The sequence below is a fragment of the Cryobacterium mannosilyticum genome (genome assembly GCF_004402705.1).
Lineage (GTDB): Bacteria > Actinomycetota > Actinomycetes > Actinomycetales > Microbacteriaceae > Cryobacterium > Cryobacterium mannosilyticum.
The window spans coordinates 1-24,601 of record NZ_SOFM01000040.1; the positions used below are offsets into that span (position 1 = coordinate 1).

A 24,601-nucleotide genomic window follows, 5' to 3' on the forward strand; every position below is an offset into this window, starting at 1 on the left:
TGATTATGCCGACAACATCCACTCCGATGCCAACAGCCACAAGGGACCCACCCTCAACATCGGCATAATCCGGACATCGGAATAATGCAGACCCAACCATGCGTTGAAGACACAGACCCGGTGGACCGTCTCGCAACAACCGGGCGGCATCCTCACCTGGACGTCACCGACCGGGCGGGAGTTCATCACCGAACCCGCCACGATACTGCCGACCGTGCTCCCCACCGGCCCGCCGACAGCCGGCCCGCCGACGGCCGGCCCGCCGCCAGTCGGACCACCGACGGCCGGCCCGCCGACAGCCGGGCCACCGACGGCCGGCCCGCCGACAGCCGGGCCGCCGACGGCCACTGCCCCAGACCTCCCCGACGACCCGCCATTCTGACTCATCGTCTTCTGCTCGATGCGGAATGCGTCCGCCGAAGCGCGCCGGGTATCCGGGACCAGCGGGCCGCGCCCATAATGAGGCATGCCCGCCGAACGGTCCCCGCGCCGCACCCCGTGGTTCCCGGCGGTCTCGGTGCGAGTGCGCATCCTCGCCTCGATCCTGCTGGTCGCAGCGGCCGGCATGGTCGCCGCCGGCACGACCGCCTATTTCGTGCAGCGCGACAGCACTCTCGACAGCATTGACGCCGCTTTGGTCGGAGCGGTCAACGACGCTCGCTTCATCGCCACGGACTCGAAGGGCACGACCCTGAACGCCGTGCTCGAGGCCGTGGTCCAGCAGATCCGGCCGGGCACGAATGAAGCCACCCTGGCCATCGTCAACGGCGCCGCAGCCCTCGCACCCGGCGGGGACGTCGACTTCCGCCTGGAGGAGAACCGGGGGTTCGTCGCCCGCGTCGTCGGTGAGACCGCCACCGGGAAGGTCGTGCTCGGCAACGTCCGCACGGACGGTCGCGCGGTGCGCTACGTCGCCGCACCCGTCAGCGTCGCCGGCGACCCTGCCGCCGGCGTCTTCGTCGCAGCATTCGACCTCGACGCCGCGCTGAGGCCGGTGACGGACGCTCTCCTCACCTCGCTCAGGGTCACCCTCGCCGCCCTCGTCGTGCTGGGCCTGGTCAGCTGGCTGGTCTCCGGCCGGCTGCTGAGGCCCATCCGGGCGCTGCGGGAGGCGGCAGCCCGGATCACCGCCTCGGACGTGAGCGAGCGCATCCCCGTGGTCGGCCGGGACGACGTCTCCGAGCTCACCCGCACCGTCAACGACATGCTCGATCGTCTCGACGGCGCCCTGACCGGCCAGCGACGGCTGCTCGATGACGTCGGCCACGAGCTCAAGACCCCGATCACGATCGTTCGCGGACACCTCGAACTGATGGACGAGGACGACCCGGCCGATGTGGCGGCGACCCGCGCCCTCGCCATCGACGAGCTCGACCGGATGAACGGGCTCGTGCGCGACATCTCGGCCCTCGCGGAGGTTCAGCGCCCGCTCGGCGTCACCCGCGCGCCGGTCGACATCGCGGTGCTCACCGAGCTCGTGCGCACGAAGGCGGCCGCGCTGTCCGGCCACCGCTGGGTGACGACCGAGACCGCGGACCTCGTGGTGCCGGTCGACGCCGGCAAACTCACCCAGGCTCTCCTGCAACTCGCCGCGAACGCCGTCAGCCATGGCAGCGCGGACGGGACGATCGAGATCGGGAGCGCCACCGGTCTGGACTCGACCGGCAACCCGAGACTGCGATTCTGGGTGCGAGACGAGGGGCCCGGGATCAGCGCCGACGCGCAGGAGCACATCTTCGAGCGGTTCCGGCGCGGGGCGACCGGGCGAGGCTCGACCGGATCGGGCCTCGGACTCGCGATCGTGCGGGCCATCGCCGAAGCCCACGGCGGAACGGTCTCGGTCGCCTCCGCACCGGGACGCGGGGCCACCTTCACGATCGACCTGCCGCTCCCTCCGGTCGACGGGGCACCAGAATCAAGCCGGGCCGAAGCAGGCCGGGCCGAACCGATGGAGACAACGCTGTGAGCCGAATCCTGATCGCCGAAGACGAACTGCGCATCGCGTCCTTCGTGGAGAAGGGGCTGGCCGCGGCCGGCTTCACCACCGTGACGGTGGGAACAGGCACCGACGCCCTCGACTTCGCGTTGACCGGCGGTTTCGACCTGCTCGTGCTCGACATCGGGCTGCCGGGCCTCGACGGCTACGAGGTGCTCCGCCGGTTGCGGGAACAGAAGTCGGTGCTGCCCGTGATCGTGCTCACGGCGAGGGACTCGGCCGAAGACACCCTGGCGAGCCTGCAGGGCGGGGCGAATGACTACATGGCGAAACCGTTCCGGTTCGACGAGCTGCTCGCGCGCATCCGGCTTCGCATGACGGATGCCGCGCCCGCGACGCAGCCCGACCTCGCGGTCGGGGGCCTTCGGCTCGATCTGCGCACGCGGCGGGCGCAGGTCGGGGACCGCCAGGTCGACCTCTCGGCCCGGGAGTTCGCGCTGGCGGAGGAGTTCCTGCGCAACCCCGACCAGGTGCTCAGCCGGGAGCAGCTCCTCAGCCGGGTCTGGGGCTACGATTTCGACCCCGGCTCGAACATCGTCGACGTCTATGTCGGGTACCTGCGGGCGAAGTTCGGCGCCGAGCGGATCGAAACGGTCAGAGGAATGGGCTACCGGCTGCGCTGAGCCGGTAGCCCATTCCCTGCTGCGGGGGAGTGCTCGCTAGTCGTCGCTGCCGTGGTCTGAAGAGCCGTGGTCGTCGCTGCCGGAGTCGTCGCTGCCATGTCCGGATTCGCCCTGGTCGTCGTTCACGTCGTGGGTCGCCGGCACGGCAGGGGTGGCCGGAGTGGCCGCGTGGTCTTCGCCGTCCTCGTGGTGTGCGGGGGTTGCCGGGACGGCGGGGGTGGCGGCGTGTTCGGCGCCCTCGTGCTCGGCGTCTTCGCCGTCTTCGTGCGTCGCCGCGTCATCGTCGCCGACCTCGGGAGTGGCGGTGCTGTCGTCGCTCGGGGCGTCGGTGTCCGTGCCGTCGGTGTCGTTGTCGTCCGCGTCATCGTGGGTGGCCGGATCGTCGACCGAGTTGTCGTCGACCGTCACGCTCGACGTGGGCGTCGTGGTGGGGTCGACGCCGTGACCGGGGTCGGCCTGGGCGGCGACGATGCCGATCGACATCAGGCCGGCGAGACCGAGGGAGGCAAGGACGATGGAGCGCTTCTTGGTCATCTTCAACATGAACGGGCCTTTCGTTGGCGCCGGGTGGGCCGGCGGCTGGAACTGGAGGAATCTTGATACGCCTTTTACTCTCGGGTGCCGGGATAAGGCGTGCACGAGAGATCGGTGAGAGGTCTCTTAGGTTTGCGAGGGAGTCAGTCCTTGCCGCCGGACGTGCCGTCGCCGGAGCTGCCACTGCCGGAGCTGCCGCTGGAACCGCTCGTGCCGTCGCTGCCGCCGTCGTGACCCGCGTCGTCCTTCGAGGCGTCGCTGCCGCCGTGGTCGTCCACAACGACCGGGGCCGGGGCGGGAATGAGCTCAGGCTCCGGTTCTGCCCCGGGCGAGGACGAACCCGAGCCGGAGGAACCCGACCCGGACGACGAACCCGAGTCCTCACCCGGCGTGCCCGGCAGCTCGGCCGGACCGGACGTTGCTGCGGGTGACGGTGACCCCGCTGGTGTGCCGGCGGCCGGCCCCGTGTCGAGTTCCACGGTCACCGCCGGCACCTCGAGGACCCGGCCGGGCTGGTCCGCCAGGGCGAGGGCGCTGACCATCGAGGCCGCGGCAGCCGCCGCGACCAGGATTCCCAGCCCGCCGCCGACCGCGAACAGCGCGCGGCGGCGCCGGGCGGGACGGATGCCGGGTGTCGGTGTGTTCTCGCTCATTGTGTCCTCCACGGGTCGTGTCCTCCACGGGTCGGCACGCACCTCGGCCAGTCGTGGCCGGGGTCGGTGTCTGAGCGCAAGCCTGGGCTGATCCTATGAGAAGCCGGCAAGGAGCGCATGAGAAAGTTCTTATCCGGCGCCGCTGGGGACCGGCGGGGAATGCGGCCGGAGCAGGCCGGCCCGGGCATTGCCTTCCACTGAGTGAAAACATCTGCTACCGAAGGTCGGTCGACGCCGCATGATGAGGCCATCACCTGTCATCGTCGCTAGGAGAAACCCGTGTCCCCAGAAAACACCCGTGTCGCCATTATCGGTGCCGGCCCTGCAGGGCTTCTCCTCAGCTGGGCGCTGCGCGATGCCGGAATCGACTCGATCGTGGTCGAGAACCGCTCGCAGGAGTACGTGCTGGCCCGCATCCGTGCCGGTGTGCTGGAGCAGAGCGCGGTGGAGACCCTCACCCGGCTCGGCCTCGGCGATCGCCTCGCCGCCGAAGGGCTCGAGCACGACGGCATCTACCTGCAATTCGCGGGGGGGCGCCACAACATCGACTTCAACACGCTGATCGGCCGCACCGTCACGGTCTACGGGCAGCAGGAGGTCGTGAAAGACCTGATCAAAGCCCACACCGACGCCGGCTCGACGATCTACTACGAGGCGGCGGATGTCGCGGTGCACGACGTCGAGTCGACGTCGCCCCGGGTGACGTTCCGCCACGACGGCGAGGCCCACGAGATCACGGCCGACTTCATCGTCGGCGCCGACGGGTTCCACGGCGTGTGCCGCGCTTCCATCCCCCCGAAGGCGATCACCCTGTACGACCGCAGCTACCCGTTCGCCTGGCTGGGCATCCTCGCCGACGTGCCACCCTCGACCGACGAGCTGATCTACGCGCTGCACGAGGACGGCTTCGCCATGCACTCGATGCGCTCACCGCAGGTCTCCCGCCTCTACCTGCAGGTGGACACTGCGGACTCGATCGACCAGTGGCCGGACGAGCGCATCTGGGAGGAGCTGCAGACCCGGCTCGGCGTTCCCGGCTGGACCCTGCACGAGGGCGCCGTCACCGACAAGTCGATCACCCCGATGCGCAGCTTCGTCGCGTCCCGGCTCTCCTACGGCAACCTGTTCCTGGCCGGGGACGCCGGCCACATCGTGCCGCCCACCGGCGCGAAGGGACTGAACTCGGCCATCGCCGACGTCGTGCTGCTCGGCGCCGCACTGGTCGGCCACTACGCCGGGGACGACGCACCGCTGGCCGGCTACGGGGAGGCGGCCCTCCGCCGCCAGTGGAAGGTGCAGCAGTTCTCGCAGTCGATGACCGAGATGCTGCACCGCAACCCGGGTGACCTGCAGTCGGCCGCGTTCGACTACCGCAGCCAACTCGGCCGGCTGGACTACCTCACCGGGTCGCTGCTCGCCCAGCGCGAACTCGCCGAGCAGTACACCGGCCTTCCGTTCTGACCGCCCGCCCAGCCGACTCCCGAGAGGATTCACCGTCATGACAGATGAGACAGCCCCGGCTCCGGCCGTGCACCCCCTGGCCGACCGGGCGCCGACGCAGGCCTCCCAGGCCGAGATCTCCGACGAGATCCGGGCGATCGAGGCGGAGGCGCGCGCCCGGGTGGCAGACGGCGGTCAGCCGGAACTCCACCCGCGCCGCAACTACCCGCCCTACCGCAGTTCCATCCTGCGCCACCCCACCCACGCCCTCGTGCGGGTCGACCCGGAGGAGGTCGAACGCGTCTCGCCGGCCTTCGGGCACACCGACGTCAACCCCCTCGAGAGCGACCTCACCATCCAGCACAACGCGGAACCGCTCGGCGAGCGGATCACGGTCTCCGGCCGGGTGCTCGACGGTGAGGGCCGCCCGGTGCGCCACCAGCTGGTCGAGATCTGGCAGGCCAATGCCGGCGGGCGCTACGTGCACAAGCGCGACCAGCATCCGGCCCCGCTCGACCCGAACTTCACCGGCGTCGGCCGCGTGATCACGGGGGACAACGGCGAATACTCGTTCACCACGATCAAGCCCGGCCCCTACCCGTGGCGCAACCACCTCAACGCCTGGCGGCCGGCGCACATCCACTTCTCCCTCTTCGGCACTGCGTTCACCCAGCGGTTGGTCACCCAGATGTACTTCCCGGGCGACCCGCTCTTCGCACTCGACCCGATCTACCAATCGATCACCGACCCTGCCGCCCGCGCGCGCCTGGTCGGCAGCTACGAGCACGAGCTGAGCGTGCCGGAATGGTCGCTCGGCTACCGCTGGGATATCGTTTTGACCGGCCCCAAATCCACCTGGATGGAGAGCGAAGAAGCCCATGACTGATAAGTCCGTGACTGAGCAGCCGGCACCGGGATACGTCCAGACGCCGGCCCAGACGGTCGGACCGTTCTACGGTTTCGCCCTGCCCTACGAGCGTGGCCCCGAACTCGTGCCCGGCCACCACCCGCATGCGATCCGGCTGCACGGCACCGTGACGGACGGCGCGGGCGAGCCGGTCCCTGACGCGATCCTCGAGATCTGGCAGGCCGACGAGAACGGCGTGCTCAGCCGCGAGCAGGGTGCGCTCGACCGCGACGGCTTCACCTTCACCGGATTCGGCCGGGCGGCCGTCAACCTCGCCGGGCACTACACCTTCACCACGGTGAAACCGGGCCAGGTCGGTGACGCCGCCCCGTACATCGTCGTGACGGTGTTCGCCCGCGGCCTGATCCACCACCTCTTCACCCGTGCCTACTTCCCCGAGGATGCCGCGGCGCACGCCGGCGACACCGTGCTCGGCGCTGTGCCGGCCGAGCGCAGGCAGACCCTGGTCGCCGTCGCCGACGGCACACCGGGCGGCGCCGCCTCCTACCGGTTCGACGTGCACCTGCAGGGCGACGCGGAGACCGTCTTCCTGGACTTCGATGCCTGATCCGTCCGGGCCGGACCGGCCCTTCGATGTGGGACTGCTCGACCCGCTCGGCCACGGCAGCCGCGCGGCCGAGCTGACCGGCGATTCCGCCTGGCTGCAGGCGATGGTCGACGCCGAACTCGCGCTCACCCGGGCCCTGGTGGCCGCCGGTCTGGCCCCTGAGTGGATGGGCGCCGTCTGCGACGACCTCGCCGATGCCGGCCGGCTCGACCTCGCCGCGATCGCCGCCGAGGGCCAGGGCGGCGGCAACCCGGTCATCCCGCTCGTGAAGCACCTCGCCGCCGCCGCCGAGACCCTGCGCACCGGCGCCTCCGACCACCTCCACGTCGGTGCGACCAGCCAGGACATCCTCGACACCGCCGCGATGCTGGTGGCCCACCGGGTGACCGGAGAGGTCAGCGCCCGGCTCGGCGACTACGCGGCCACCCTCGCCGGCCTGGCCGGCGCCCACCGCGGCACGGCCATGGCCGGCCGCACCCTCGGCCAGCAGGCCTCGCCGACCAGCTTCGGCTTCGTCGTCGCCGGCTGGCTCGACATGGCCCTGACCGCGATCGAGACCATCGACCGGCTGCGCGCCCGGCTGCCCGTGCAGCTCGGCGGCGCCGTCGGCAACCTCGCCGTGCTGCACCAGATCGCGACCCTCCGCGGCACCGGGGGGGATCCGGCGCACACCGTGGACCTGGTCCTGCGGCGGTTCGCGTCGGGGCTCGGCCTGGCGGCGCCGTCCATCGCCTGGCACACCAACCGGCTCCCGGTCGTCGACCTTGCCGCCGGGCTCGCCGCCGCGACCGGGGCCGTGGGCGCCTTCGCGCTCGACGTGACGGTGCTCGCCCGCACCGAGATCGCCGAGGTCGGCGAGCACCTCGGCCAGGGCCAGGGTGGATCCTCCGCCATGCCGCACAAGCGCAACCCGGTCACCGCCGTGCTGATCACGGCCGCGGCCCGGCAGGCTCCCGGCCTCGTTGCGACGCTGTTCGGCAGCCTGCTCGCCGAGGACCAGCGCCCCAGCGGCGCCTGGCACGCCGAATGGCCGGCGCTGCGCGGGCTCGAACGGCTCACCCTTTCCGCGGTGGCCGGCGCCGCCGCACTCGCGGGCCGCCTCGACGTCGACCCCGAACGGATGCTCGCCAACCTCGAGATCACCGACGGGCTCGTGTGCAGCGAACGGGTCACCACGCTCCTGGCCGAGGCGCTCGGGAAGACGGCGGCCTTCGCCCTCGTGCAGCGGGCCTCGGCGGAGGCCGTCCGCACGAACCGTCCGCTGCGGGTGGTGCTGTCCGGCCTGCTCTCCGCCGACGGCCACGACGAGCAGCTCCGGGCCGGCGTCTGGGCGGCCTTCGACCTCGACCCGGGGCAGGACGGCCCCGGCATCGACCGGGTGCTCGACCGATTCCGGCTGGCCGCCGTCGCAGTGAATTCCCACGGGCTCGGCACGGCCGCCGCGCCCGGCTCCATCGATGCCGTGAGGACACCCGCACCATGACCCAGCCCCGCATCCGTTGCACGCTCGAACCGGTCAGCGGCGATCCCGGTGCCGCCCTGGTCGTGCTCGGCCCCTCGCTGGGCACCACGACAGCGCTCTGGGACGAGGTGGCCGCGCGGCTCGCCCAGGGTTTCCGGGTGCTCCGCTTCGACCTGCCCGGCCACGGCTTCAGCCCGGCCGCCCGCGACCCGTTCACCATCACCGAACTGGCGGATGCCGTGGTCGCCCTGGTCGACTCGGTCGGCGGCGGAGCATTCCACTACGCCGGCATCTCCCTCGGCGGCACGGTCGGGCTCGAACTCGCGCTCCGCCACCCCGACCGGCTGCTCAGCCTCGCCGTGATCTGCTCCGGCGCCCGGATCGGCACCGCCGACGGCTGGCGGGAACGCGCCGCGCAGATCCGGGCGAGCGGCACCCCCTCCGTCGTCGCGGGCAGCGCCGACCGCTGGTTCGCCCCCGGCTTCCTCGACCGCGACCCCGCCGCCGGCTCCGCGGCCCTCGAGAGGCTGCTCGACGTCGACGACGAGTCGTACGCGCTCGCCTGCGAAGCCCTCGCCGGGTTCGACGTCACCGACCGGGTGGCCGGCATCCGCGTGCCCACCTTGTGCGTCGCCGGCGAACTCGACCAGGTCACCCCGCTCGCACTGCTCGCCGACCTGGCCGCGCGCATCCCCGGCGCCCGCCTCGCCACGGTCGACGGCGCCGCCCACCTTCCCTCGCTGGAGCGGCCGGTCGACGTGGCAGCCCTCCTCGCGGCGCACCTCGCCGATCGCGAACCGGCCGAGGCGCCCGCCCGCACCACCGCCGATGTCTACCGGGCCGGGATGACCGTGCGCACGGCGGTGCTCGGTGAGGCCTACGTCGACGCCGCGACGGCGAAGATCACCCCCGAAACCGCTGATTTCCAGGATTTCATCACCCGCTACGCCTGGGGCGAGGTCTGGACCAGACCGGGGCTCGACCGGCGCACCCGCAGCTTCCTCACCATCGCCTGCCTGGTCACCGGCGGCCACGAGCAGGAACTCGCCCTGCATGTGCGGGCCGCCCTGACCAACGGGCTCGGCCGGGCCGAGATCGGCGAGGCGATCCTGCACACCGCGATCTACGCCGGGGTGCCGGCCGCGAACTCCGCGCTGGCCGTGGCCAGGGACGTCTTCGAGTTGCTGGACGCCGAGCCGGCCGCCGACCCGGATGCCGCCTCCCGGGCACCGACCGACCAACCTTGAACGACCTTGAACGCCCCTGAACGACTCTGAACGACTCTGAACGACTCTGAACGACTCTGAACGACCGAACCTGAACGACCGAACCTGAACGACCGAACCGACAGTCGAAGGACGATTCCATGGACAAGAGCTTTTCCTCCGCCGCGGCCGCCGTCGCGGACATCCCCGACGGGGCGTCCCTCGCCGTCGGCGGCTTCGGGCTGGTCGGCGTGCCGATCGTGCTGATCCGGGCGCTGCTCGCCCAGGGCACCGCCGACCTCCGGGTCGTCTCGAACAACTGCGGGGTCGACGGCTGGGGTCTCGGCGAGTTGCTGCGGGAAGGACGGATCAGCCGGGTCATCGCCTCCTACATCGGCGAGAACAAGGACTTCGCCCGCCGCTACCTCGGCGGCGAGCTGGAGGTCGAACTGACCCCGCAGGGCACCCTGGCCGAACGCCTCCGGGCCGGCGGCAGCGGCATCCCCGCCTTCTACACAGCCAGCGGCGTCGGCACCATGGTCGCCGAGGGCGGGCTGCCCTGGCGCTACGGCCCGGGCGGCGAGGTCACCGTGAAGTCCCCGCCCAAGGAAACCCGGGTCTTCTCCTCGCTCGGCAGTCCGAAGGAATATGTGCTCGAGGAGGCCATCGTCACCGACTACGCGCTCGTGCGCGCCGCCCGCGGCGACCGGCACGGAAACCTCGTCTTCGAGAAGTCGGCCCGCAACTTCAACCCGGTCGCCGGGATGGCCGGCCGGATCACCATCGCCGAGGTCGACGAGCTGGTCGAACCCGGGGAGCTGGACCCCGACGCGATCCACCTCGCCGGGATCTACGTCGACCGCATCGTCGAACTGAGCCCGGACGAGGCCAGGGACCTGCCGATCGAGAAGATGACCACCCGGCCGCGGCCGGCTGCCGCGGCATCCGCTGCCCCGGCACCCGCCGGCACCGACCGGAACGAGAACTGAGATGCCGTTGACCCGGAACGAGATGGCCGCCCGCGCCGCGCAGGAACTCACCCCCGACAGCTACGTGAACCTCGGGATCGGGCTGCCAACGCTGATCCCCAACTTCCTGCCCGACGGGGTGCACGTCATCCTGCACTCGGAGAACGGGGTGCTCGGCGTCGGCCCGTACCCGTGGGAGGGCGAGGAAGACCCCAAGCTGATCAACGCCGGCAAGGAGACCATCACGGTCAACCCCGGCGCGAGCTACTTCGACTCCGCCCAGAGTTTCGGCATGATCCGCGGTGGCCTGATCGACGTGGCCGTGCTCGGCGCGATGCAGGTCTCCGCGGCCGGCGACATCGCCAACTGGGCTGTGCCGGGCAAGATGATCAAGGGGATGGGCGGCGCGATGGACCTCGTGCACGGCGCCGACACCGTGATCGTGGTGATGGAGCACACCGCGAAGAACGGCGACTTCAAGATCGTCACCGAATGCTCCCTGCCGCTGACCGGCCGGAAGGTCGTCACCCGCATCATCACCGACCTCGCCGTGATCGACGTGACTCCGGAGGGTCTCGTGCTGAGCGAGATCGCCCCCGGCCTCACCGTCGCCGACGTGCAGGCCGCCACCGAGGTGCCGCTCCTCGTGCCGGCGGAACCGGCGACCATCCGCACGATCCTCTCCGAGGACCCGGCCCGATGAGGCAGGTCGTGATCTGCGAGCCGCTGCGCTCGCCGATCGGCCGGTTCGGCGGGGTGTTCGCGGCCGTCGCCCCGGCCGACCTCGCCGCGACCGTCATCGCGGCGCTGCTCGCCCGCACCGGCATCGACGGTTCAGTCGTCGACGACGTCATCCTCGGCCAGGGCTACCCGACCGCCGAGGCTGCCTCGGTCGCCCGGGTCGCCGCCCTCAACGCCGGACTGCCCGTCACCGTCGGCGGGGTACAGGTCGACCGCCGCTGCGGTTCCGGACTGCAGGCCATCCTCGACGCGGCCATGCAGGTGCAGACCGGGATCAGCGACCTCGTCATCGCCGGCGGCGTCGAATCGATGAGCCAGGCCCCGTTCTACACCGTCGACTCCCGCTTCGGAGTCGGCGGCGGCCCGGGGATCCTGCTGCGCGACGCGCTCAGCCGCGGCCGCGAGACGGCCGGCGGCCGCAACCACCCGGTGCCCGGCGGCATGATCGAAACCGCCGAGAACCTGCGCCGCGAGTACTCCATCGGTCGCGCCGAACAGGACGAGCTCGCCCTCAGGTCCCAGCAGCGGGCATCCGCCGCCGTGGCCGACGGCCGCTTCGCCGACGAGATCGTGCCGGTCACCGTGCCCGGCCGCAAGGGCCCGACCGTCGTCACCGCCGACGAGACGCCCCGCGCCGACGCCGGCCTCGCCGCCCTCGCCGCACTGCGCCCGATCATGCTCAAAACGGATGCCGACGCCACCGTGACCGCGGGCAACGCCAGCGGCCAGAACGACGCGGCTGCCGCCTGCATCGTGACCACCCCCGAACGGGCGGCCCAGCTCGGCCTCGTGCCGCTCGTGCGCCTCGTGACCTGGGCCCGGGCCGGCGTCGAACCGTCCCGGATGGGCATCGGCCCCGTGCCGGCAACCCGGAAGGCGCTCCAGCGGGCCGGCCTGACCCTCGCCGAGATGGACCTGATCGAACTCAACGAGGCCTTCGCCGCGCAGGTGCTCGCCGTCAGCCGGGAGTGGGCCTTCACCGACGCCGACTGGGACCGCACCAACGTGAACGGCTCCGGCATCTCGCTCGGCCACCCCGTCGGCGCGACCGGTGCCCGGATCCTCGCCACCGCCGCCCGGCACCTGCACCGCACCGGCGGCCGCTACCTGCTCGAGACCATGTGCATCGGCGGCGGCCAGGGCCTCGCCGCGATCTTCGAACGGGTGTAGCGGCGCGGCCGTCCTCCGCCCGCCCGGGCGTACTCTGGTCCTGTGGATTCAGGACAATCGATCGAACCGGCCCCCGCGGCAGTGCGGATCAACGAGGTCACGGGGGAGCCGCTCGACCTCCCGGCGCATGTGGCCGCCGTGTCGACCGGCTCGTGCGGGGCCGTGGTCACCTTCATCGGCCAGGTCCGCGACCATGACCCCGACGCGGCCGGCCAGGTCACCGGGCTCGACTACAGCGCGCACCCGGATGCCGGGCGCATCCTGGCCGGGATCGCCGACCGGTTCCGCACCGAATTCCCCCAGGTGAACCTCGCGGTCAGTCACCGGATCGGCCACCTCGACGTCGGCGACCTCGCCCTGGTCGCCGCCGCAGCGAGCGCCCACCGCGGCGTGGCCTTCGAGGCCTGCGAACGCCTGGTCGAGGCCGTCAAGGCCGAGGTTCCGATCTGGAAGAAGCAGTACGAGGTCGACGGTTCGCACGCCTGGGTCGGACTGGCCTGAGCGGGCTGCCGGCGCATCCACTTATTAAAAGTACGTGTATCCTCTAAAATAGAGTCGTGGCAATGCCACGCCGATAAGGAGGACCATCATGACCGCCGAGCCGATCACCCTAAGCGACCTGCGCCCCGGACACCCGGAAGCCGCCGCCGCACCGGGGCATGACTGCCAGTGCGGCCACGATGACGCCGAGACGATCGTGCTCGACGGCCGCACGATTCCGCACGCGGTGCGCCACGCGGCCATCTTCGGTGCGCTCGAGGCGATCCAGGTCGGTTTCGCGCTCGACCTGATTGCCCCGCACGACCCGCTGCCGCTGATCGCGCAGTTGGAGACGGCCCGCCCGGGCGCTTTCGCCGTGTCCTATGTCGAACGCGGGCCGGAGGCCTGGCAGGTGCGTTTCACCCGCGTCGCCTAGCCGACACCTCTCGACCCGACACCACAGTGACACGCTCCACCCTCGCACCGACGGATGCCGCACGCCCCGCACGCCGGGCAGGCGCGGTCGCTCCGCGGCGCACCGCCGGCCGGCTGGCCCTGCTGCTGGCCGGCGGGATCGCCCTGCTGGCCGGGCTCGACGGCGCCCTGCTGCTGCTCGGCCTGTCCGCGCCGATCATGAGCGCGCGCCTGGCCGATGTGCACGGCCCGCTGATGGTCTTCGGCTTTGTCGGAACGGTCGTGGTGCTCGAGCGGGCCGTCGCCGTGCGGAAGAAATGGGCCTTCCTGGCCCCGGCTCTGCTCGGCGCGGGAGGGTTGGCCCTGCTCTCGCCGCTGCCGCTTCCGGTCGGCCAGCTCTGCTTCGTCGCCGGCTCGGTCGCGCTGCTGCCGATCTACCGGGTGATCTGGCGCCGGGCGCCCTCCACCTCCACCGCGGTGCAGGCCCTCGGAGCGATGCTCGGCCTGATGGCCGCCGTGCTCTGGTCGGCCGGGGTTCCCGTTCCGCACCTGGTCCCGGCGATGACGCTCTACCTCGTGCTCACCATCGCGGGGGAGCGGCTCGAACTGGCCCGGATCTCGCCCTCGGTCGATCAACGCGCAGAGACCCGGCTGCTCGGGCTGTCCCTCGCGCTGGTGGCCGGCGCCGTGATCGCCCTGTTCTGGCCCCCGATCGGTTACCCGCTGCTCGGGATCGGAACGCTGGGCCTCGTCGCCTGGCTGCTCCGGCACGACGTGGCGACCCGGCTCATCCGTTCGCACGGACTGCCCCGGTACATGGCCGCCTGTCTGCTGGCCGGTTATGGCTGGCTGGTCGTCGCCGGTGGCTGCTGGCTCATTCTCGGCCCGATCGTCTCGGGACCGGCCTACGACGCCGTGCTGCACGCGGTGTTCCTCGGTTTCGTGATGTCGATGATCATGGCGCACGCCCCGACGATCCTGCCCGCGGTGCTGCGCCGGCCGCTGCCCTACCGCGCGGTGATGTACGCCCCGGCGGCGCTGCTGCACACGTCCCTCCTGGTCCGCATCATCGGCGATGCCCGCGGCGTGCCCGGGCTGGTGGAGTGGGGCGGCGTGTTCAACATCGTTGCCGTGCTCTCCTTCGTGCTCGTCGCCGTGGTGTCGGTGCTGCGGGGAGCATCCCGATGAGCCGCAGGCTGTGGCACATTCTCACCGGCGTCCTCGTTCCGGCCTGGCTTTTCCTCACCCTCGTCGCCGTGCTCATCCACCGTTTCCTTCCCGTGGCTCCCTGGCTGATGGTGCATCTGCTGCTGCTCGGTGCCGTCAGCAGCGCCATCCTGATCTGGAGCCAGCACTTCGCCGACACCCTGCTCCGGCGCCAGGCCCTCGGCGGGCGCACCTCACTCGGCGCCCGGCTCGCGGCGCACACCATCGGGGCGATCCTGGTGATCACCGGCATCGTCGGCGGATGGTGGCCGGTGGTGCTGGCCGGCGGCATCCTGGTCGGCGGCAACGCACTCGCCCACGCGGCGATCCTCCTGGCCCAGTCGCGGGGGGCGCTGCCGGCCCGGTTCGCGCCGCTCGTGCGCTACTACATGGCCGCCGGCGTCGCGCTGGCGCTCGGGGTGACGGCGGGAGTGCTGATGGCCCGCACCGACATCGACGGCGAACCCTTCGAACGGCTCTTCATCGCGCACATCGGCCTCAACCTGCTCGGCTGGGTCGGGCTGACCGTGGTCGGCACGGTCGCCCTGCTCTGGCCGACCGTGCTGCACGCCCGGGTGCAGAGCACCAGGGCCGCCGCTCGCGGAACCCTGACCCTGTTCATCGCCGGTCTCATCCTGCTCGTGGCCGGTTGCCTGACCGACCTGCGCCTGGTCACCGCGCTCGGCGTCGCCGTCTACCTCGTCGGCCTCGGCCTGGTCCTGATCGAGGTCGTGAGCCTCGGACGCGCCTCCCCGCCGGTGACCTTCGCCGGTTGGAGCCTCGGCGCGGCCCTGGCCTGGTTCGCCCTGTGTGTGCTCGGCTTCGGCCTGCTCGTCGCCCTCGCACCCGACTGGGTCGGCGCGGCGGACCGGCTCGAGCAGCTCGTCCCCGTCTTCGCGGTCGGCTTCGCCGCCCAGATCCTGCTCGGCGCCCTGAGCCACCTGCTGCCCGTCGTGCTCGGCGGCGGCCCCCGGGTGGCGAAGGCCACCGCCCGCGAGCTCGATCGCGGCGCACTGTTCCGGGTGATCGTGACGAACCTGGGCCTGGTCGTCTATCTGCTCCCGGTCACCAGCCTGGTCAAGGTCGCCCTCTCCCTCCTCGTCGTCGGCACCCTCGCCTCCTTCCTGGTGCTGATGACCCGCGCCATGAAGGTGAACCGGCGGCTGCGGGCGGATGCCGTCCCGCCGGTCCCCGGCCGGCCTGCCCCGGCCACGACACCACCCCCGCGACGCACCGGTGCCGTCCTCGCCGCGACCGCCGCCCTGCTCCTCGCGGTCACGGGCGGGGTGGCCCTCGACCCCGCGGCCGTCGGCCTCGCCGGCGCAGCGGCATCCGTGCCGGCGACCGGCCACACGACCACCGTCGACGTGGTGATGAAGAACACCCGGTTCACCCCGGACACCGTCAGGGTGCCCGTCGGCGATACCCTCGTGCTCCACCTGAGCAACGCCGACCAGATGGTGCACAATCTCGTCTTCGAGAACGGTGTCGTTTCGGGATCGGTCGCCCCCGGGGCCGCCACGACGATCGATGTCGGCGTGATCGGCGCCGACATCGACGGGTGGTGTTCGATCGCCGGGCACAAGCTGCTCGGCATGGTGCTGGACGTCGTGGCGGTCGGTGCCCCCGCAGCGGGCTCCACGGACGCGGCGGCATCAAAGGGACAGGGGACGATGGGCCACTCCGCGCCCGGCGCGCCGTCGGCGGCCGGGGACGTCGACCTGATGAAGGCGCCTGCTGCCTCGTTCGCCGCCCGGGACGCAGCCCTGCAGCCGGCGCCCGCCGGCACGGTGCACACCCTCACCCTGACGGTGAAAAACGTGGAGACCGAGGTGTCACCCGGGGTGCGCCAGACGCTGTGGACCTACAACGGCAGCGCTCCAGGGCCGACTCTGCACGGCCGGGTCGGCGACGTGTTCGACATCACCTTCGTCAACGACGGCACGATGGACCACTCGATCGACTTCCACGCGGGTGCGCTCGCCCCGGACAAACCGATGCGCAGCATCCGGCCGGGGGAGAGTCTGTCCTACCGCTTCACCGCCACCCGCTCGGGCATCTGGCTCTACCACTGCTCCACCATGCCCATGTCGGTGCACATCGCCAACGGGATGTTCGGTGCGGTGGTCATCGACCCGCCGGGCCTCGCCGCGGTCGATGAGGAATACGTGCTGGTGCAGTCGGAGCTCTACCTCGGCGCGCGGGGCGGGGAGGCAGACGCCGACCGGGTGGCGACCCGGAAACCCGACCTCGTGGTCTTCAACGGCTACGCCAACCAGTACGCGTCCCGGCCCCTCACGGCCAGGGTCGGCGAGAAAGTGCGCATCTGGATCCTCGATGCCGGCCCCAACGTCGGAAGCTCGTTCCACGTCGTCGGAGGCCAGTTCGACACCGTGTTCAAGGAGGGCGACTATCTCCTCCGCGACGGCGGCAGCACCGGAACGGGCGGCTCCCAGGTGCTCGACCTCGGCGTCGCGCAGGGCGGATTCGTCGAGCTCAGCTTCCCCGAGGCCGGGCACTACCCCTTCGTCAGCCACATCATGTCCGACGCCGAGAAGGGCGCTCGCGGTGTCGTCTCCGTGCAGCCGTGATCTTGCCCGAAATTCGCTGGGAGAACCTTGACTGCGGCGTGTCGCACGCGTCGGTGAAATAGTCGCACCTTGGGCCGGTCGATCGATTTCCCCTGCAGAATGTCGCTCTCGCCTGCATCTTTCAGTTTCTAATAGGCGGCGCGAGCGGCGCTCATCCATATTTAAGATGAGGATCATAATTTTTAAACTGTGGTAGCTTTCAACCACCCCGCGTGACCCATCTGGGGGAGGAAACCCGGCCGCGTCCATTCGGCAGCCACGGTGACTTTGAACCACGCAACATGGAAAAGAGGCCCACCGTGGTCCGATTGATATCCAGTGCACAGAACCTGCGTTCGGAGCTGATGGTTTCCAAGGGGTGGCTACAGGGCGTCGCCCTGGTGATGATCTTCGGCTTCGCCGTGATGGGGTTCCTGGCGGCGATGACCTACACAGACTCGATGCCCCAGCCGAAGCAGGTGGTCGACGAGCAGGGTGCGGTCCTCTTCAGCGGCGCCGAGATCACTGCCGGCCAGCAGACCTTCGTGGGACGCGGCCTGCAGGAATACGGCTCCATCGTCGGGCACGGTGGCTATCTCGGTCCCGACTACACCGCCGATTACCTGCGACGATCCGCGACCTTCGTGCTCGACGCCCTTACCGAATCCGGCGTCCAGGACCCGCACGGAGCGCTTGTCGAGATGATGCGCACCAACCGCTACGACCCCGCCACGGGAACCCTGGTCTTCACCGACCTGCAGGTCAAGGCGTTCGACTCAGTGCAGCAGCACTACGCGGACTTCTTCGGCACGCCGACCACCAAGAACGGCCTGCTGCCGAGCGTGATCACCGACCCCGCGGACATCCACAACCTGACCGCGTTCATCGCGTGGACCTCGTGGGGTGCCTCCGCTGACCGGCCGGGACACGACTACTCGTACACCAACAACTGGCCCGCCGAGCCCCTCGTCGACAACGGCCCGACGGCCGACATCATCGTCTGGAGCGGGCTGTCCCTGATCTCCCTGATGGTCGCCCTCGGCGCCCTCTTCGCCCTCTATGGACGCTGGAGCAAGAGAATGGGCTGGCAGCACGGCGAGGAAACCCCGCCGCTTTCATTCCGCCAACCCGGGACCGTCAAGGTGACGCCGGCCCAGTCGGCGACCGCCTGGTTCTTCCTCGTGGTCGCGCTGATGTTCCTCGCGCAGGCGTTCCTCGGCGCCGCCGTCGAGCACTACCGGGTCGACCTGGAGGGCTTCTTCGGGCTGGACCTGGCCCAGCTGCTGCCGATCAACCTCGCCCGCACCTGGCACGTCCAGCTCTCGCTTCTCTGGACCGCCGCCTCGTTCCTCGCCGCCGGCATCTTCCTGGCCCCGTACATCTCGGGCCACGAACCGAAGCGGCAGCACTGGCTCGCGTACGCGCTGCTCGGCGCCCTGGCTCTCGTCGTTGCCGGGTCGCTGACCGGCGAGGCCCTGAGCATCTTCGGATTCCAGGCCGGAAAGGACTCGCCGTTCTGGGGCATGCAGTGGGAGTACATCGACCTGCCGAAGTTCTGGCAGGGTTTGCTCACCGTGGGACTCTTCCTCTGGATCGCGATCATCTACCGGGGCATCCGCGCCCGACTGAAGAGCGAACACCGCTTCAACCTGCCGTGGCTGTTCTTCTACTCCGGTCTCGCTATCCCGGCTTTCTACGCCGTCGGCATGCTCGCCGGCACCGAGGTCACCCTGAGCGTCGCCGAGTTCTGGCGCTTCTGGGTCGTGCACCTCTGGGTCGAGGACTTCCTCGAGTTGTTCACCACCGTGATGGTGGCCTACATCTTCGTCATGCTCGGGGTCGTGCACCGCAAGATCGCAATGCAGATCATTTTGCTCGACGTGATCTTGTATTCCGCCGGCGGAATCCTCGGCACCATGCACCACCTGTACTTTTCCGGCACGCCGGTCGAGCACATGGCGCTCGGCGCGTTCTTCTCCGCCCTGGAGGTCATCCCGCTGACCTTCCTGACGGTCGAGGCCTGGAGCTTCCTCCAGCTCGGGGCGCGGCAGCAGTCGCGCAGCTCCGCTCCGTTCCCGCACCGGTGGTCGGTCATGTTCCTGGTGGCCGTCGGCTTCTGGAACTTCCTCGGCGCTGGCGTGTTCGGCTTCCTGATCAATCTGCCGATCGTTTCCTACTACGAGATCGGCACGGCGCTCACGGCCAACCACGCCCATGCCTCCATGATGGGCGTCTACGGCATGATGGGGGTCGGCCTGTCGCTGTTCGCCCTGCGCTACCTGATTCCCGCCGACCGGTGGCCGGACAGGCTCGCGAAGATCTCGTTCTGGTCACTGAATATCGGGCTGGCCTGGATGACCTTCGCCACCCTGCTGCCCCTCGGCGTGCTGCAACTGTGGCACTCCGTCAGCGACGGCTATTTCGAGGCCCGCAGCATGAACTTCATCACGGGCACGGGCAACACCGTACTTGAATGGCTGCGGATGCCCGGAGACCTGGTCTTCATCTTCGGCGGCGTGGTCCCGTTCGTTTGGATCGCCTGGCTCGGTGTGCGCTACCGGATCAAGGGAACGACCCAGGACGTGCCGATGGAGGCATTGTTCGTCGAGGCGCAGCCGGTACCGGCATTCGGCGCCGACGACCCGGCGCCGGATGCCGGCTACGGGACGGGCTACCGGCCGCGCGCCACGGACGAGGGCGACGGGACCGGCAGGATCGGAGGCGCATGATGGGCCCGATCGATCCTGAGGTCTGGTTCGCGCTGGCCTACGGCGGGTTCCTGCTGCTCATCGCCCACGTGCTGGACATCCTCGCCCGGCGCACGGCGACCAGCACGAGCAACGCGCGCTCCGGCGGGTTCAGCTACCACGAAGACCACGACGCGTGGACGTGTTCGGAGGACCAGTGGCTGTGGCCGATCTCCTTCGACCCCGACAACCGGGTGACCCGCTACCGCGCGTCGCCCACGGTCTGCAACCCGTGCCCGGTGAAGCACAACTGCACCACCGGCCACTCCGGCCGGGAGGTCGTGCGCAACATCGACTCATGGCCCAGTTCGGAAGCCGAGCGTTTCCACCGCGGCATCGCCTGCGCCGTGGTGGTGCTCGGGTTCGTGTGGCCACTAGCCGTCATGCTCCAGGGCCGAAGCATCCTGGAGCTCGCGGTGCTCGGATCGGCATCGGCGGCAATCGCCGCGGGAAGCTGGCCGCTCTGGTCTCACCTGCGCCGCGCCCCCGCGCGCTTCCCCGACCATCTCAAGTCCGAGGGCCTCGACGAGAGCGTCGCGGCCCGCGCGGTCACGGCGGCGGCCGAGCTCGCCCGGCAGGGCGGCTACGGCAGCATCCGAAAGACCGGACCCCGGCCGGTGCAGATCGAACCCTATGCGAGCTCCCGGCCGGCGCCGGAAGTCGATTCCGCCCCAGGCACGACGAAAGGAAACACCGTGCGCGCCTCATTCTCGGCCCGATGGGCCGAACTCGAGAAGGAAGCCGACCCGGGCGGCACGTCACCCGGCGACGGCTGGACCCGACGGGTCAACCCATGACGGCCTGGCTGATCGTGCTGGTCCTCCTCGTGGTGCTCGTGGCCGTCTGGCTGCTCGCATCCGTCAAGATCCTGCAGGAGTACGAACGCGGAGTCAGCTTCCGCCTGGGCCGCCTGCGGCCCGTGCTGGAACCCGGCCTGCAGATGATCTTCCCCGGAATCGACAAAATGGTGCGGGTCGACCTCCGGATCGTCACCCTGACGATCCCGCCGCAGGACGTCATCACCAAGGACAACGTGCCGGCCAGGGTCAACGCGGTGGTGCTGTTCCAGGTCACCGATCCGGTCCGGTCGGTGATGGCGGTCGAGAACCACGCCGTCGCCACCTCGCAGATGTCGCAGACCACTCTGCGCTCCGTGGTCGGCCGTGCAGACCTGGACACGCTCCTGGCGCACCGGGCCGACCTGAACGAGGACCTCGCCCGCAGCATCAACGCCCAGACCGAACCCTGGGGGGTTCAGGTCAAGGTCGTCGAGATCAAGGACGTCGAGATCCCCCAGGCCATGCAGCGGGCCATGGCGCGTGAGGCCGAGGCCGAGCGCGAACGCCGGGCCAAGATCATCAACGCGCACGGGGAGCTCCAGGCGTCGGAGGAGCTCGGCCAGGCCGCGGAGATCCTCAGCCGCAACCCGGCCTCGCTCCAGCTCCGCTACCTTCAGACCCTGCTCGAACTCGGCGCCGACCACAACTCCACCGTGGTCTTCCCGCTGCCGATGGACATCATCGGCCCGTTCTTGAACAAGGTCCCGCAATGGCTCGACCAACAGGGTGCCTCCAGGCAAGGGCCCGGCGCCGACCAGAACGCCACCGACCAGAACGCCACCGGCCAGAAAACGGATGTGAAGACCCATGACTGACACCTCGGCCCGGAACGGCCCGCGCAGGGAGACCGCGCCCGCTGCGTCTGCAGACCGCACCCGGTGCATCCGCTGGATGCTCATCGGAGCCTTCGTGGGCATTTTCGGCCCCATCGCCGGCTTCCTGGGTGGCACCATCGTCGACGCCGACCAACTCATCGGCGGCCTCGAACCGCTGTTCGTCTGGCTCTTCCTCGGCATGATGGTCGGGGGAGTGGGCGTCTGCGTCGGCATCATCGGCGCCCTGCGCTGGGTGAAGGGCAACTACCACCTCGAGTGAGCCGTCCCGCCCGTCGAATTCGACGGAGATTTTCGCATTCTGTTGCTGCATGGCCCGGTTTCGGGCTGGAAACGGGAAAATGTCCGTCGAATTTGACTAGGGGGAGGGGGAAACCGCCCGGTCCTGGACCGTCGCGGGGATGAGGCCGGCAACGGGCTGGTAGCCGCAGCTGGGGTCCTCGGCGAGGGGATCCCCGGTGACCGCGTAGGCGTGCGACCGGGAGCCGCCGCAGACGGTACGGAATTCGCAGTGACCGCACCGGCCGCCGAATAGATCGGGAGAGCGCAGCTCCTGGAGTAGCTGCGCCTCCCGATAGATCTCCGGGAAGGGCCGCTCGTGCACGGAGCCCACCGAGACGGGCAGGAACCCGCTCGGATAGACGAGCCCGACATGGTCGACGAAGGCGAACCCACGACCGGAGTTCACGTCGATCGGGGGCCGGGGCATCCGTCGCCGGGGCTCATCGCCGGTGAGCAGACACGCCGTGGCCTCCCGCAGGGCGGCGCGCAGCGGACCGACCGGGAACGCCGAGTCGAGGTCGACGACGCCGGCACGCTGCAGGGCGATGCGCCGGTAGTGCGGCGCCTCAGTCGTCTTGATCGCGACCAGCTCGGAGACGTCGTGCAGCCAGTGCAGCACTTCCTCCTCCTCGTCCGCGGTCAGGGCGTTCAGGAGCTTGCCGCGGCCCGTGGGCACCAGGAAGAAGACGCTCCACAGGGTGGTGCCCAACTCGAGCACGGTCTTCAGGATGCCCGGCAACTCATGCACGGTGTCGCGGGTCACGGTCGTGTTGATCTGCAGCCGGTAGCCCACCTCCCGCACCATCCTGGCCGCGTCCATGGTGTCATCGAAGACGCCGGTGACCCCCCGGAACGCATCGTGGGTGGCAGCGGATGCGCCGTCGAGCGAGAGCGAGACCGCCTTGGCGCCGGCGTCGTGGAGTTCGACCAGCACCTCCCGGGTGAGGCGCGGAGTGACGGAGGGGGAGAGGGCCATGCTCAGGCCGAGGGACGCGCCGTGGGCGACCAGTTCGGGCAGGTCGGGCCGTTCGAACGGGTCGCCGCCAGTGAGTACCACCAACGGCCGCGGAGTGCCGAACGAGGCCAGGTCGTCGAGCAGCTTGCAGCCCTGCTCGGTGCTCAATTCGAACGGGTTACGGCTGCGGATGGCGTCCGCCCGGCAATGCGTGCAGACGAGCTGGCAGGCACGGGTGACCTCCCAGATGACGATGAAGGGACGTTCGCCGGCGTCGTGGTGCATGAGCCGGATCGGGCGTTTTGCTGGTGACAAGGTCACGGATGTCCTCTGCTCTGGGCCGGCCATAACGGCCGGCGGTGCTGCGTGCGGAGGAGAAATGGGTGGTTTCGAGCGACGTCGGGGTCTCCTGACAGGTCTGTGCCCGGGGCGGTCTACGGCCCACATTTGTTTTTACCATAGTTATAGGGAAAACTAATTCCATGCCCACCGACGCGATTGATCCCCGCAGTCATGCCGTGCTGTCCGGGATCAGCCGGGTCGCCGTGCTCGAGGTGCTGAGGGCAAGCAGCGAGCCGCTCACCGCTGATACCATCGCCGCCCGGGTGGGGCTGCATCCGAACACGGTGCGTTCCCACCTCGATCGGCTGACCGCGGCCGGGTTCGCCACGGGAGCCGCGGAGGCGCTGGGCAGGCCCGGCCGGCCGCGACTTCTATTCCGCGCCGCACCATCGCCGGAAGACGCCCCCGAGGACTCCTATCGTGTGCTGGCGGGCATCCTCGCCGAGGGCATGGCCGCCGGTGCGCCGGATGCTCGGTCGGCCGCACTGAGCGGTGCCGACGCGGCCGCGCTCGCCGGCAGTCGCTGGGGACGCCGGCTCGCCACCGCCTGCAACGAGGCCGACACGACGGCCCCCGCCAATGCGGCCGCCCCATCCGGCGGTCGGGCCGACGCGCTCGCACGCGTGGTCGCGGTCCTGGACGAGGTCGGCTTCTCGCCTGTGCTCGGCGGGCCGGACCACGGCGCGCCCACCGGGATGGCATCGCTCGCAGACGACGCCCCCGTCGTCATCGAATTGCACCGTTGTCCGTTCATCGACGTGGCGCGCAGCCAGGCCGACATCGTATGTTCGGTGCACCGCGGCCTGATCCAGGGCGCACTCGAGCGCCTCGACGCGCCGTTCGGCCGGGTCACCCTCGAACCGTTCGCCCGCCCCGGCATCTGCCTGGCCCGCCTCGAGCCCGAACCGCCGGACGCTTCCCTTTCGGCCGCCCACGTTGAATGATTGACCAATGACGTCACGGCCGCCGCCCGGCTATCGCACGCTCGCCTCGTTCAGCAGGATCCAGCTGCTGCACTTCCTCCAGCAGCGCGGCACGATGACCGTGGGTGACCTCGCCGAGGCAACCGGGCTGCACCACAACACCACCCGGGAACACCTGCAACGCCTGATCGGCGATGGTTTCGTCACCTGCGAGCCGGAGATCACCGAGACGAAGGGCCGCCCGCGGATGCTCTACAGCGCCGCCGGCGGCGCCGACCACCAGTCGGGCTGCATCCGTGAGGCGAAGGCCGACGCCGCCGAACGCCGCGGCGACCTGGTGCGGCGGATGCTGCCCCTCCAGGCCATCCTGCACTCGCCGTTGCAGCGGCAACTCGACGCCCTCGACGACCACCTCGACCAGACCGGGTTCGACGCGACCCTCGACCCCGACGGCGATCACGTGCACCTGCACGACTGCCCGTACAGCGAGATGGTCAAGGCGCACCCGGAGGTGTGCCGGGTGCACTTTGGCCTGATCAAGGGCCTGCTCGAACAGGCGGAGGGTCCGCTCGCTGCCGAGGCGCTGCATCCGCTGGTCGAAGCGAACCTGTGCACACTCGACCTGCATCGCGCCGAGCCGGGTCCGGGCACCGAACCCGAACGTGAATCCGAGCGTGAATCCGAACGTGAATCCGAACGTGAACCCGCAAACATTTATCACGGTGTTTTCGGCTTGTAGCCCC

At 70.2% G+C, this 24,601-nt stretch carries 23 protein-coding genes; 20 read left to right on the top strand and 3 right to left on the bottom strand.

What is annotated here, in order from left to right:
* Window positions 1–466 precede the first annotated feature (466 nt).
* Together E3O32_RS12625 and E3O32_RS12630 are read left to right on the top strand one after the other, a co-directional pair.
* Window positions 467–1,966, top strand: a complete 1,500-nt coding sequence (locus E3O32_RS12625; protein ID WP_134510042.1) for a sensor histidine kinase — start codon at window positions 467–469, stop codon at window positions 1,964–1,966.
* On the top strand, window positions 1,963–2,619 hold the full coding sequence (locus E3O32_RS12630; protein WP_134510044.1) for a response regulator transcription factor: 657 nt from the start codon (window positions 1,963–1,965) through the stop codon (window positions 2,617–2,619). The genes E3O32_RS12625 and E3O32_RS12630 overlap by 4 nt, the downstream gene beginning before the upstream one ends.
* Before the next feature lie 36 nt (window positions 2,620–2,655).
* Here E3O32_RS12630 and E3O32_RS12635 read toward each other — a convergent pair whose 3' ends face one another.
* Together E3O32_RS12635 and E3O32_RS12640 are read right to left on the bottom strand one after the other, a co-directional pair.
* Entirely contained in the window at window positions 2,656–3,162 is a 507-nt protein-coding gene (locus tag E3O32_RS12635; protein ID WP_134510046.1) for a hypothetical protein, read from the bottom strand.
* 134 nt (window positions 3,163–3,296) lie between these two features.
* The gene (locus E3O32_RS12640; protein WP_134510048.1) at window positions 3,297–3,806 is read right to left on the bottom strand and encodes a hypothetical protein; all 510 of its coding nucleotides are present in this window, start codon (window positions 3,804–3,806) and stop codon (window positions 3,297–3,299) included.
* A 279-nt stretch (window positions 3,807–4,085) separates the two neighbouring features.
* On the opposite strand from E3O32_RS12640, the gene E3O32_RS12645 reads away from it, so the two are divergent.
* The 16 genes from E3O32_RS12645 to E3O32_RS12720 all read left to right on the top strand — a co-directional run bounded on the left by E3O32_RS12645 (window position 4,086) and on the right by E3O32_RS12720 (window position 21,618).
* The gene (locus E3O32_RS12645) at window positions 4,086–5,267 is read left to right on the top strand and encodes a 4-hydroxybenzoate 3-monooxygenase (protein WP_134510050.1); all 1,182 of its coding nucleotides are present in this window, start codon (window positions 4,086–4,088) and stop codon (window positions 5,265–5,267) included.
* A gap of 37 nt (window positions 5,268–5,304) precedes the next feature.
* Window positions 5,305–6,132 (top strand): protocatechuate 3,4-dioxygenase subunit beta, encoded by an 828-nt coding sequence (pcaH, locus tag E3O32_RS12650; protein ID WP_134510052.1) that lies wholly within the window; start codon window positions 5,305–5,307, stop codon window positions 6,130–6,132.
* Window positions 6,125–6,721: a protocatechuate 3,4-dioxygenase subunit alpha gene (gene pcaG / locus E3O32_RS12655; RefSeq protein WP_134510054.1), complete on the top strand. Its 597-nt coding sequence runs from the start codon at window positions 6,125–6,127 to the stop codon at window positions 6,719–6,721. Before pcaH ends, pcaG begins: the two co-directional genes overlap by 8 nt.
* Window positions 6,714–8,204, top strand: coding sequence for a lyase family protein (locus tag E3O32_RS12660; protein WP_134510056.1), 1,491 nt, complete (start codon window positions 6,714–6,716; stop codon window positions 8,202–8,204). Before pcaG ends, E3O32_RS12660 begins: the two co-directional genes overlap by 8 nt.
* Complete coding sequence (gene pcaDC, locus E3O32_RS12665; protein WP_134510058.1) at window positions 8,201–9,430, top strand: bifunctional 3-oxoadipate enol-lactonase/4-carboxymuconolactone decarboxylase PcaDC; 1,230 nt, start codon at window positions 8,201–8,203, stop codon at window positions 9,428–9,430. Before E3O32_RS12660 ends, pcaDC begins: the two co-directional genes overlap by 4 nt.
* Window positions 9,431–9,549: 119 nt before the next feature.
* Window positions 9,550–10,377: a CoA transferase subunit A gene (locus E3O32_RS12670; RefSeq protein WP_134510060.1), complete on the top strand. Its 828-nt coding sequence runs from the start codon at window positions 9,550–9,552 to the stop codon at window positions 10,375–10,377.
* A 1-nt stretch (window position 10,378) separates the two neighbouring features.
* Complete coding sequence (locus E3O32_RS12675) at window positions 10,379–11,059, top strand: CoA transferase subunit B (RefSeq protein WP_134510062.1); 681 nt, start codon at window positions 10,379–10,381, stop codon at window positions 11,057–11,059.
* Entirely contained in the window at window positions 11,056–12,267 is a 1,212-nt protein-coding gene (locus tag E3O32_RS12680) for an acetyl-CoA C-acetyltransferase (RefSeq protein WP_134510064.1), read from the top strand. Before E3O32_RS12675 ends, E3O32_RS12680 begins: the two co-directional genes overlap by 4 nt.
* Window positions 12,268–12,309: 42 nt before the next feature.
* The gene (locus E3O32_RS12685) at window positions 12,310–12,768 is read left to right on the top strand and encodes a molybdenum cofactor biosynthesis protein MoaE (protein ID WP_241974918.1); all 459 of its coding nucleotides are present in this window, start codon (window positions 12,310–12,312) and stop codon (window positions 12,766–12,768) included.
* An 88-nt stretch (window positions 12,769–12,856) separates the two neighbouring features.
* On the top strand, window positions 12,857–13,183 hold the full coding sequence (locus E3O32_RS12690) for a DUF2249 domain-containing protein (RefSeq protein WP_134510066.1): 327 nt from the start codon (window positions 12,857–12,859) through the stop codon (window positions 13,181–13,183).
* A 26-nt stretch (window positions 13,184–13,209) separates the two neighbouring features.
* A complete protein-coding gene (locus E3O32_RS12695; protein WP_241974919.1) occupies window positions 13,210–14,349 on the top strand; it encodes a hypothetical protein in 1,140 nt (379 codons plus the stop codon).
* Entirely contained in the window at window positions 14,346–16,958 is a 2,613-nt protein-coding gene (locus E3O32_RS12700) for a multicopper oxidase domain-containing protein (RefSeq protein WP_134510068.1), read from the top strand. Before E3O32_RS12695 ends, E3O32_RS12700 begins: the two co-directional genes overlap by 4 nt.
* 344 nt (window positions 16,959–17,302) lie before the next feature.
* Entirely contained in the window at window positions 17,303–19,666 is a 2,364-nt protein-coding gene (locus tag E3O32_RS12705) for a nitric-oxide reductase large subunit (protein WP_241974921.1), read from the top strand.
* Window positions 19,663–20,481 carry a hypothetical protein gene (locus E3O32_RS12710; protein WP_174776514.1) on the top strand — a complete coding sequence of 273 codons (819 nt, stop codon included), beginning with the start codon at window positions 19,663–19,665 and terminating at the stop codon, window positions 20,479–20,481. The genes E3O32_RS12705 and E3O32_RS12710 overlap by 4 nt, the downstream gene beginning before the upstream one ends.
* The gene (locus E3O32_RS12715; protein WP_134510072.1) at window positions 20,478–21,338 is read left to right on the top strand and encodes a slipin family protein; all 861 of its coding nucleotides are present in this window, start codon (window positions 20,478–20,480) and stop codon (window positions 21,336–21,338) included. The genes E3O32_RS12710 and E3O32_RS12715 overlap by 4 nt, the downstream gene beginning before the upstream one ends.
* Window positions 21,331–21,618, top strand: a complete 288-nt coding sequence (locus E3O32_RS12720) for a hypothetical protein (RefSeq protein WP_134510074.1) — start codon at window positions 21,331–21,333, stop codon at window positions 21,616–21,618. Before E3O32_RS12715 ends, E3O32_RS12720 begins: the two co-directional genes overlap by 8 nt.
* A gap of 96 nt (window positions 21,619–21,714) precedes the next feature.
* Here the strand turns inward: E3O32_RS12720 and E3O32_RS12725 are convergent, their stop codons facing one another.
* On the bottom strand, window positions 21,715–22,914 hold the full coding sequence (locus E3O32_RS12725) for a TIGR04053 family radical SAM/SPASM domain-containing protein (protein WP_241974923.1): 1,200 nt from the start codon (window positions 22,912–22,914) through the stop codon (window positions 21,715–21,717).
* A 161-nt stretch (window positions 22,915–23,075) separates the two neighbouring features.
* Between E3O32_RS12725 and E3O32_RS12730 the strand changes: the two genes are divergently transcribed.
* Both E3O32_RS12730 and E3O32_RS12735 read left to right on the top strand, forming a co-directional pair.
* Window positions 23,076–23,879 (top strand): helix-turn-helix transcriptional regulator, encoded by an 804-nt coding sequence (locus E3O32_RS12730; RefSeq protein WP_134510078.1) that lies wholly within the window; start codon window positions 23,076–23,078, stop codon window positions 23,877–23,879.
* Between the two features lie 7 nt (window positions 23,880–23,886).
* Complete coding sequence (locus tag E3O32_RS12735) at window positions 23,887–24,597, top strand: helix-turn-helix transcriptional regulator (RefSeq protein WP_134510080.1); 711 nt, start codon at window positions 23,887–23,889, stop codon at window positions 24,595–24,597.
* Window positions 24,598–24,601: the final 4 nt, after the last annotated feature.

Coding starts and splice junctions, on each gene's coding strand:
- E3O32_RS12625 (WP_134510042.1), top strand. CDS start 467: ATGCCCGCCGAACGGTCCCCGCGCCGCACCCCGTGGTTCCCGGCGGTC.
- E3O32_RS12635 (WP_134510046.1), bottom strand. CDS start 3,162: ATGTTGAAGATGACCAAGAAGCGCTCCATCGTCCTTGCCTCCCTCGGT.
- E3O32_RS12640 (WP_134510048.1), bottom strand. CDS start 3,806: ATGAGCGAGAACACACCGACACCCGGCATCCGTCCCGCCCGGCGCCGC.
- pcaH (WP_134510052.1), top strand. CDS start 5,305: ATGACAGATGAGACAGCCCCGGCTCCGGCCGTGCACCCCCTGGCCGAC.
- pcaG (WP_134510054.1), top strand. CDS start 6,125: ATGACTGATAAGTCCGTGACTGAGCAGCCGGCACCGGGATACGTCCAG.
- E3O32_RS12660 (WP_134510056.1), top strand. CDS start 6,714: ATGCCTGATCCGTCCGGGCCGGACCGGCCCTTCGATGTGGGACTGCTC.
- pcaDC (WP_134510058.1), top strand. CDS start 8,201: ATGACCCAGCCCCGCATCCGTTGCACGCTCGAACCGGTCAGCGGCGAT.
- E3O32_RS12670 (WP_134510060.1), top strand. CDS start 9,550: ATGGACAAGAGCTTTTCCTCCGCCGCGGCCGCCGTCGCGGACATCCCC.
- E3O32_RS12675 (WP_134510062.1), top strand. CDS start 10,379: ATGCCGTTGACCCGGAACGAGATGGCCGCCCGCGCCGCGCAGGAACTC.
- E3O32_RS12680 (WP_134510064.1), top strand. CDS start 11,056: ATGAGGCAGGTCGTGATCTGCGAGCCGCTGCGCTCGCCGATCGGCCGG.
- E3O32_RS12690 (WP_134510066.1), top strand. CDS start 12,857: ATGACCGCCGAGCCGATCACCCTAAGCGACCTGCGCCCCGGACACCCG.
- E3O32_RS12700 (WP_134510068.1), top strand. CDS start 14,346: ATGAGCCGCAGGCTGTGGCACATTCTCACCGGCGTCCTCGTTCCGGCC.
- E3O32_RS12705 (WP_241974921.1), top strand. CDS start 17,303: ATGGTTTCCAAGGGGTGGCTACAGGGCGTCGCCCTGGTGATGATCTTC.
- E3O32_RS12710 (WP_174776514.1), top strand. CDS start 19,663: ATGATGGGCCCGATCGATCCTGAGGTCTGGTTCGCGCTGGCCTACGGC.
- E3O32_RS12715 (WP_134510072.1), top strand. CDS start 20,478: ATGACGGCCTGGCTGATCGTGCTGGTCCTCCTCGTGGTGCTCGTGGCC.
- E3O32_RS12720 (WP_134510074.1), top strand. CDS start 21,331: ATGACTGACACCTCGGCCCGGAACGGCCCGCGCAGGGAGACCGCGCCC.
- E3O32_RS12730 (WP_134510078.1), top strand. CDS start 23,076: ATGCCCACCGACGCGATTGATCCCCGCAGTCATGCCGTGCTGTCCGGG.
- E3O32_RS12735 (WP_134510080.1), top strand. CDS start 23,887: ATGACGTCACGGCCGCCGCCCGGCTATCGCACGCTCGCCTCGTTCAGC.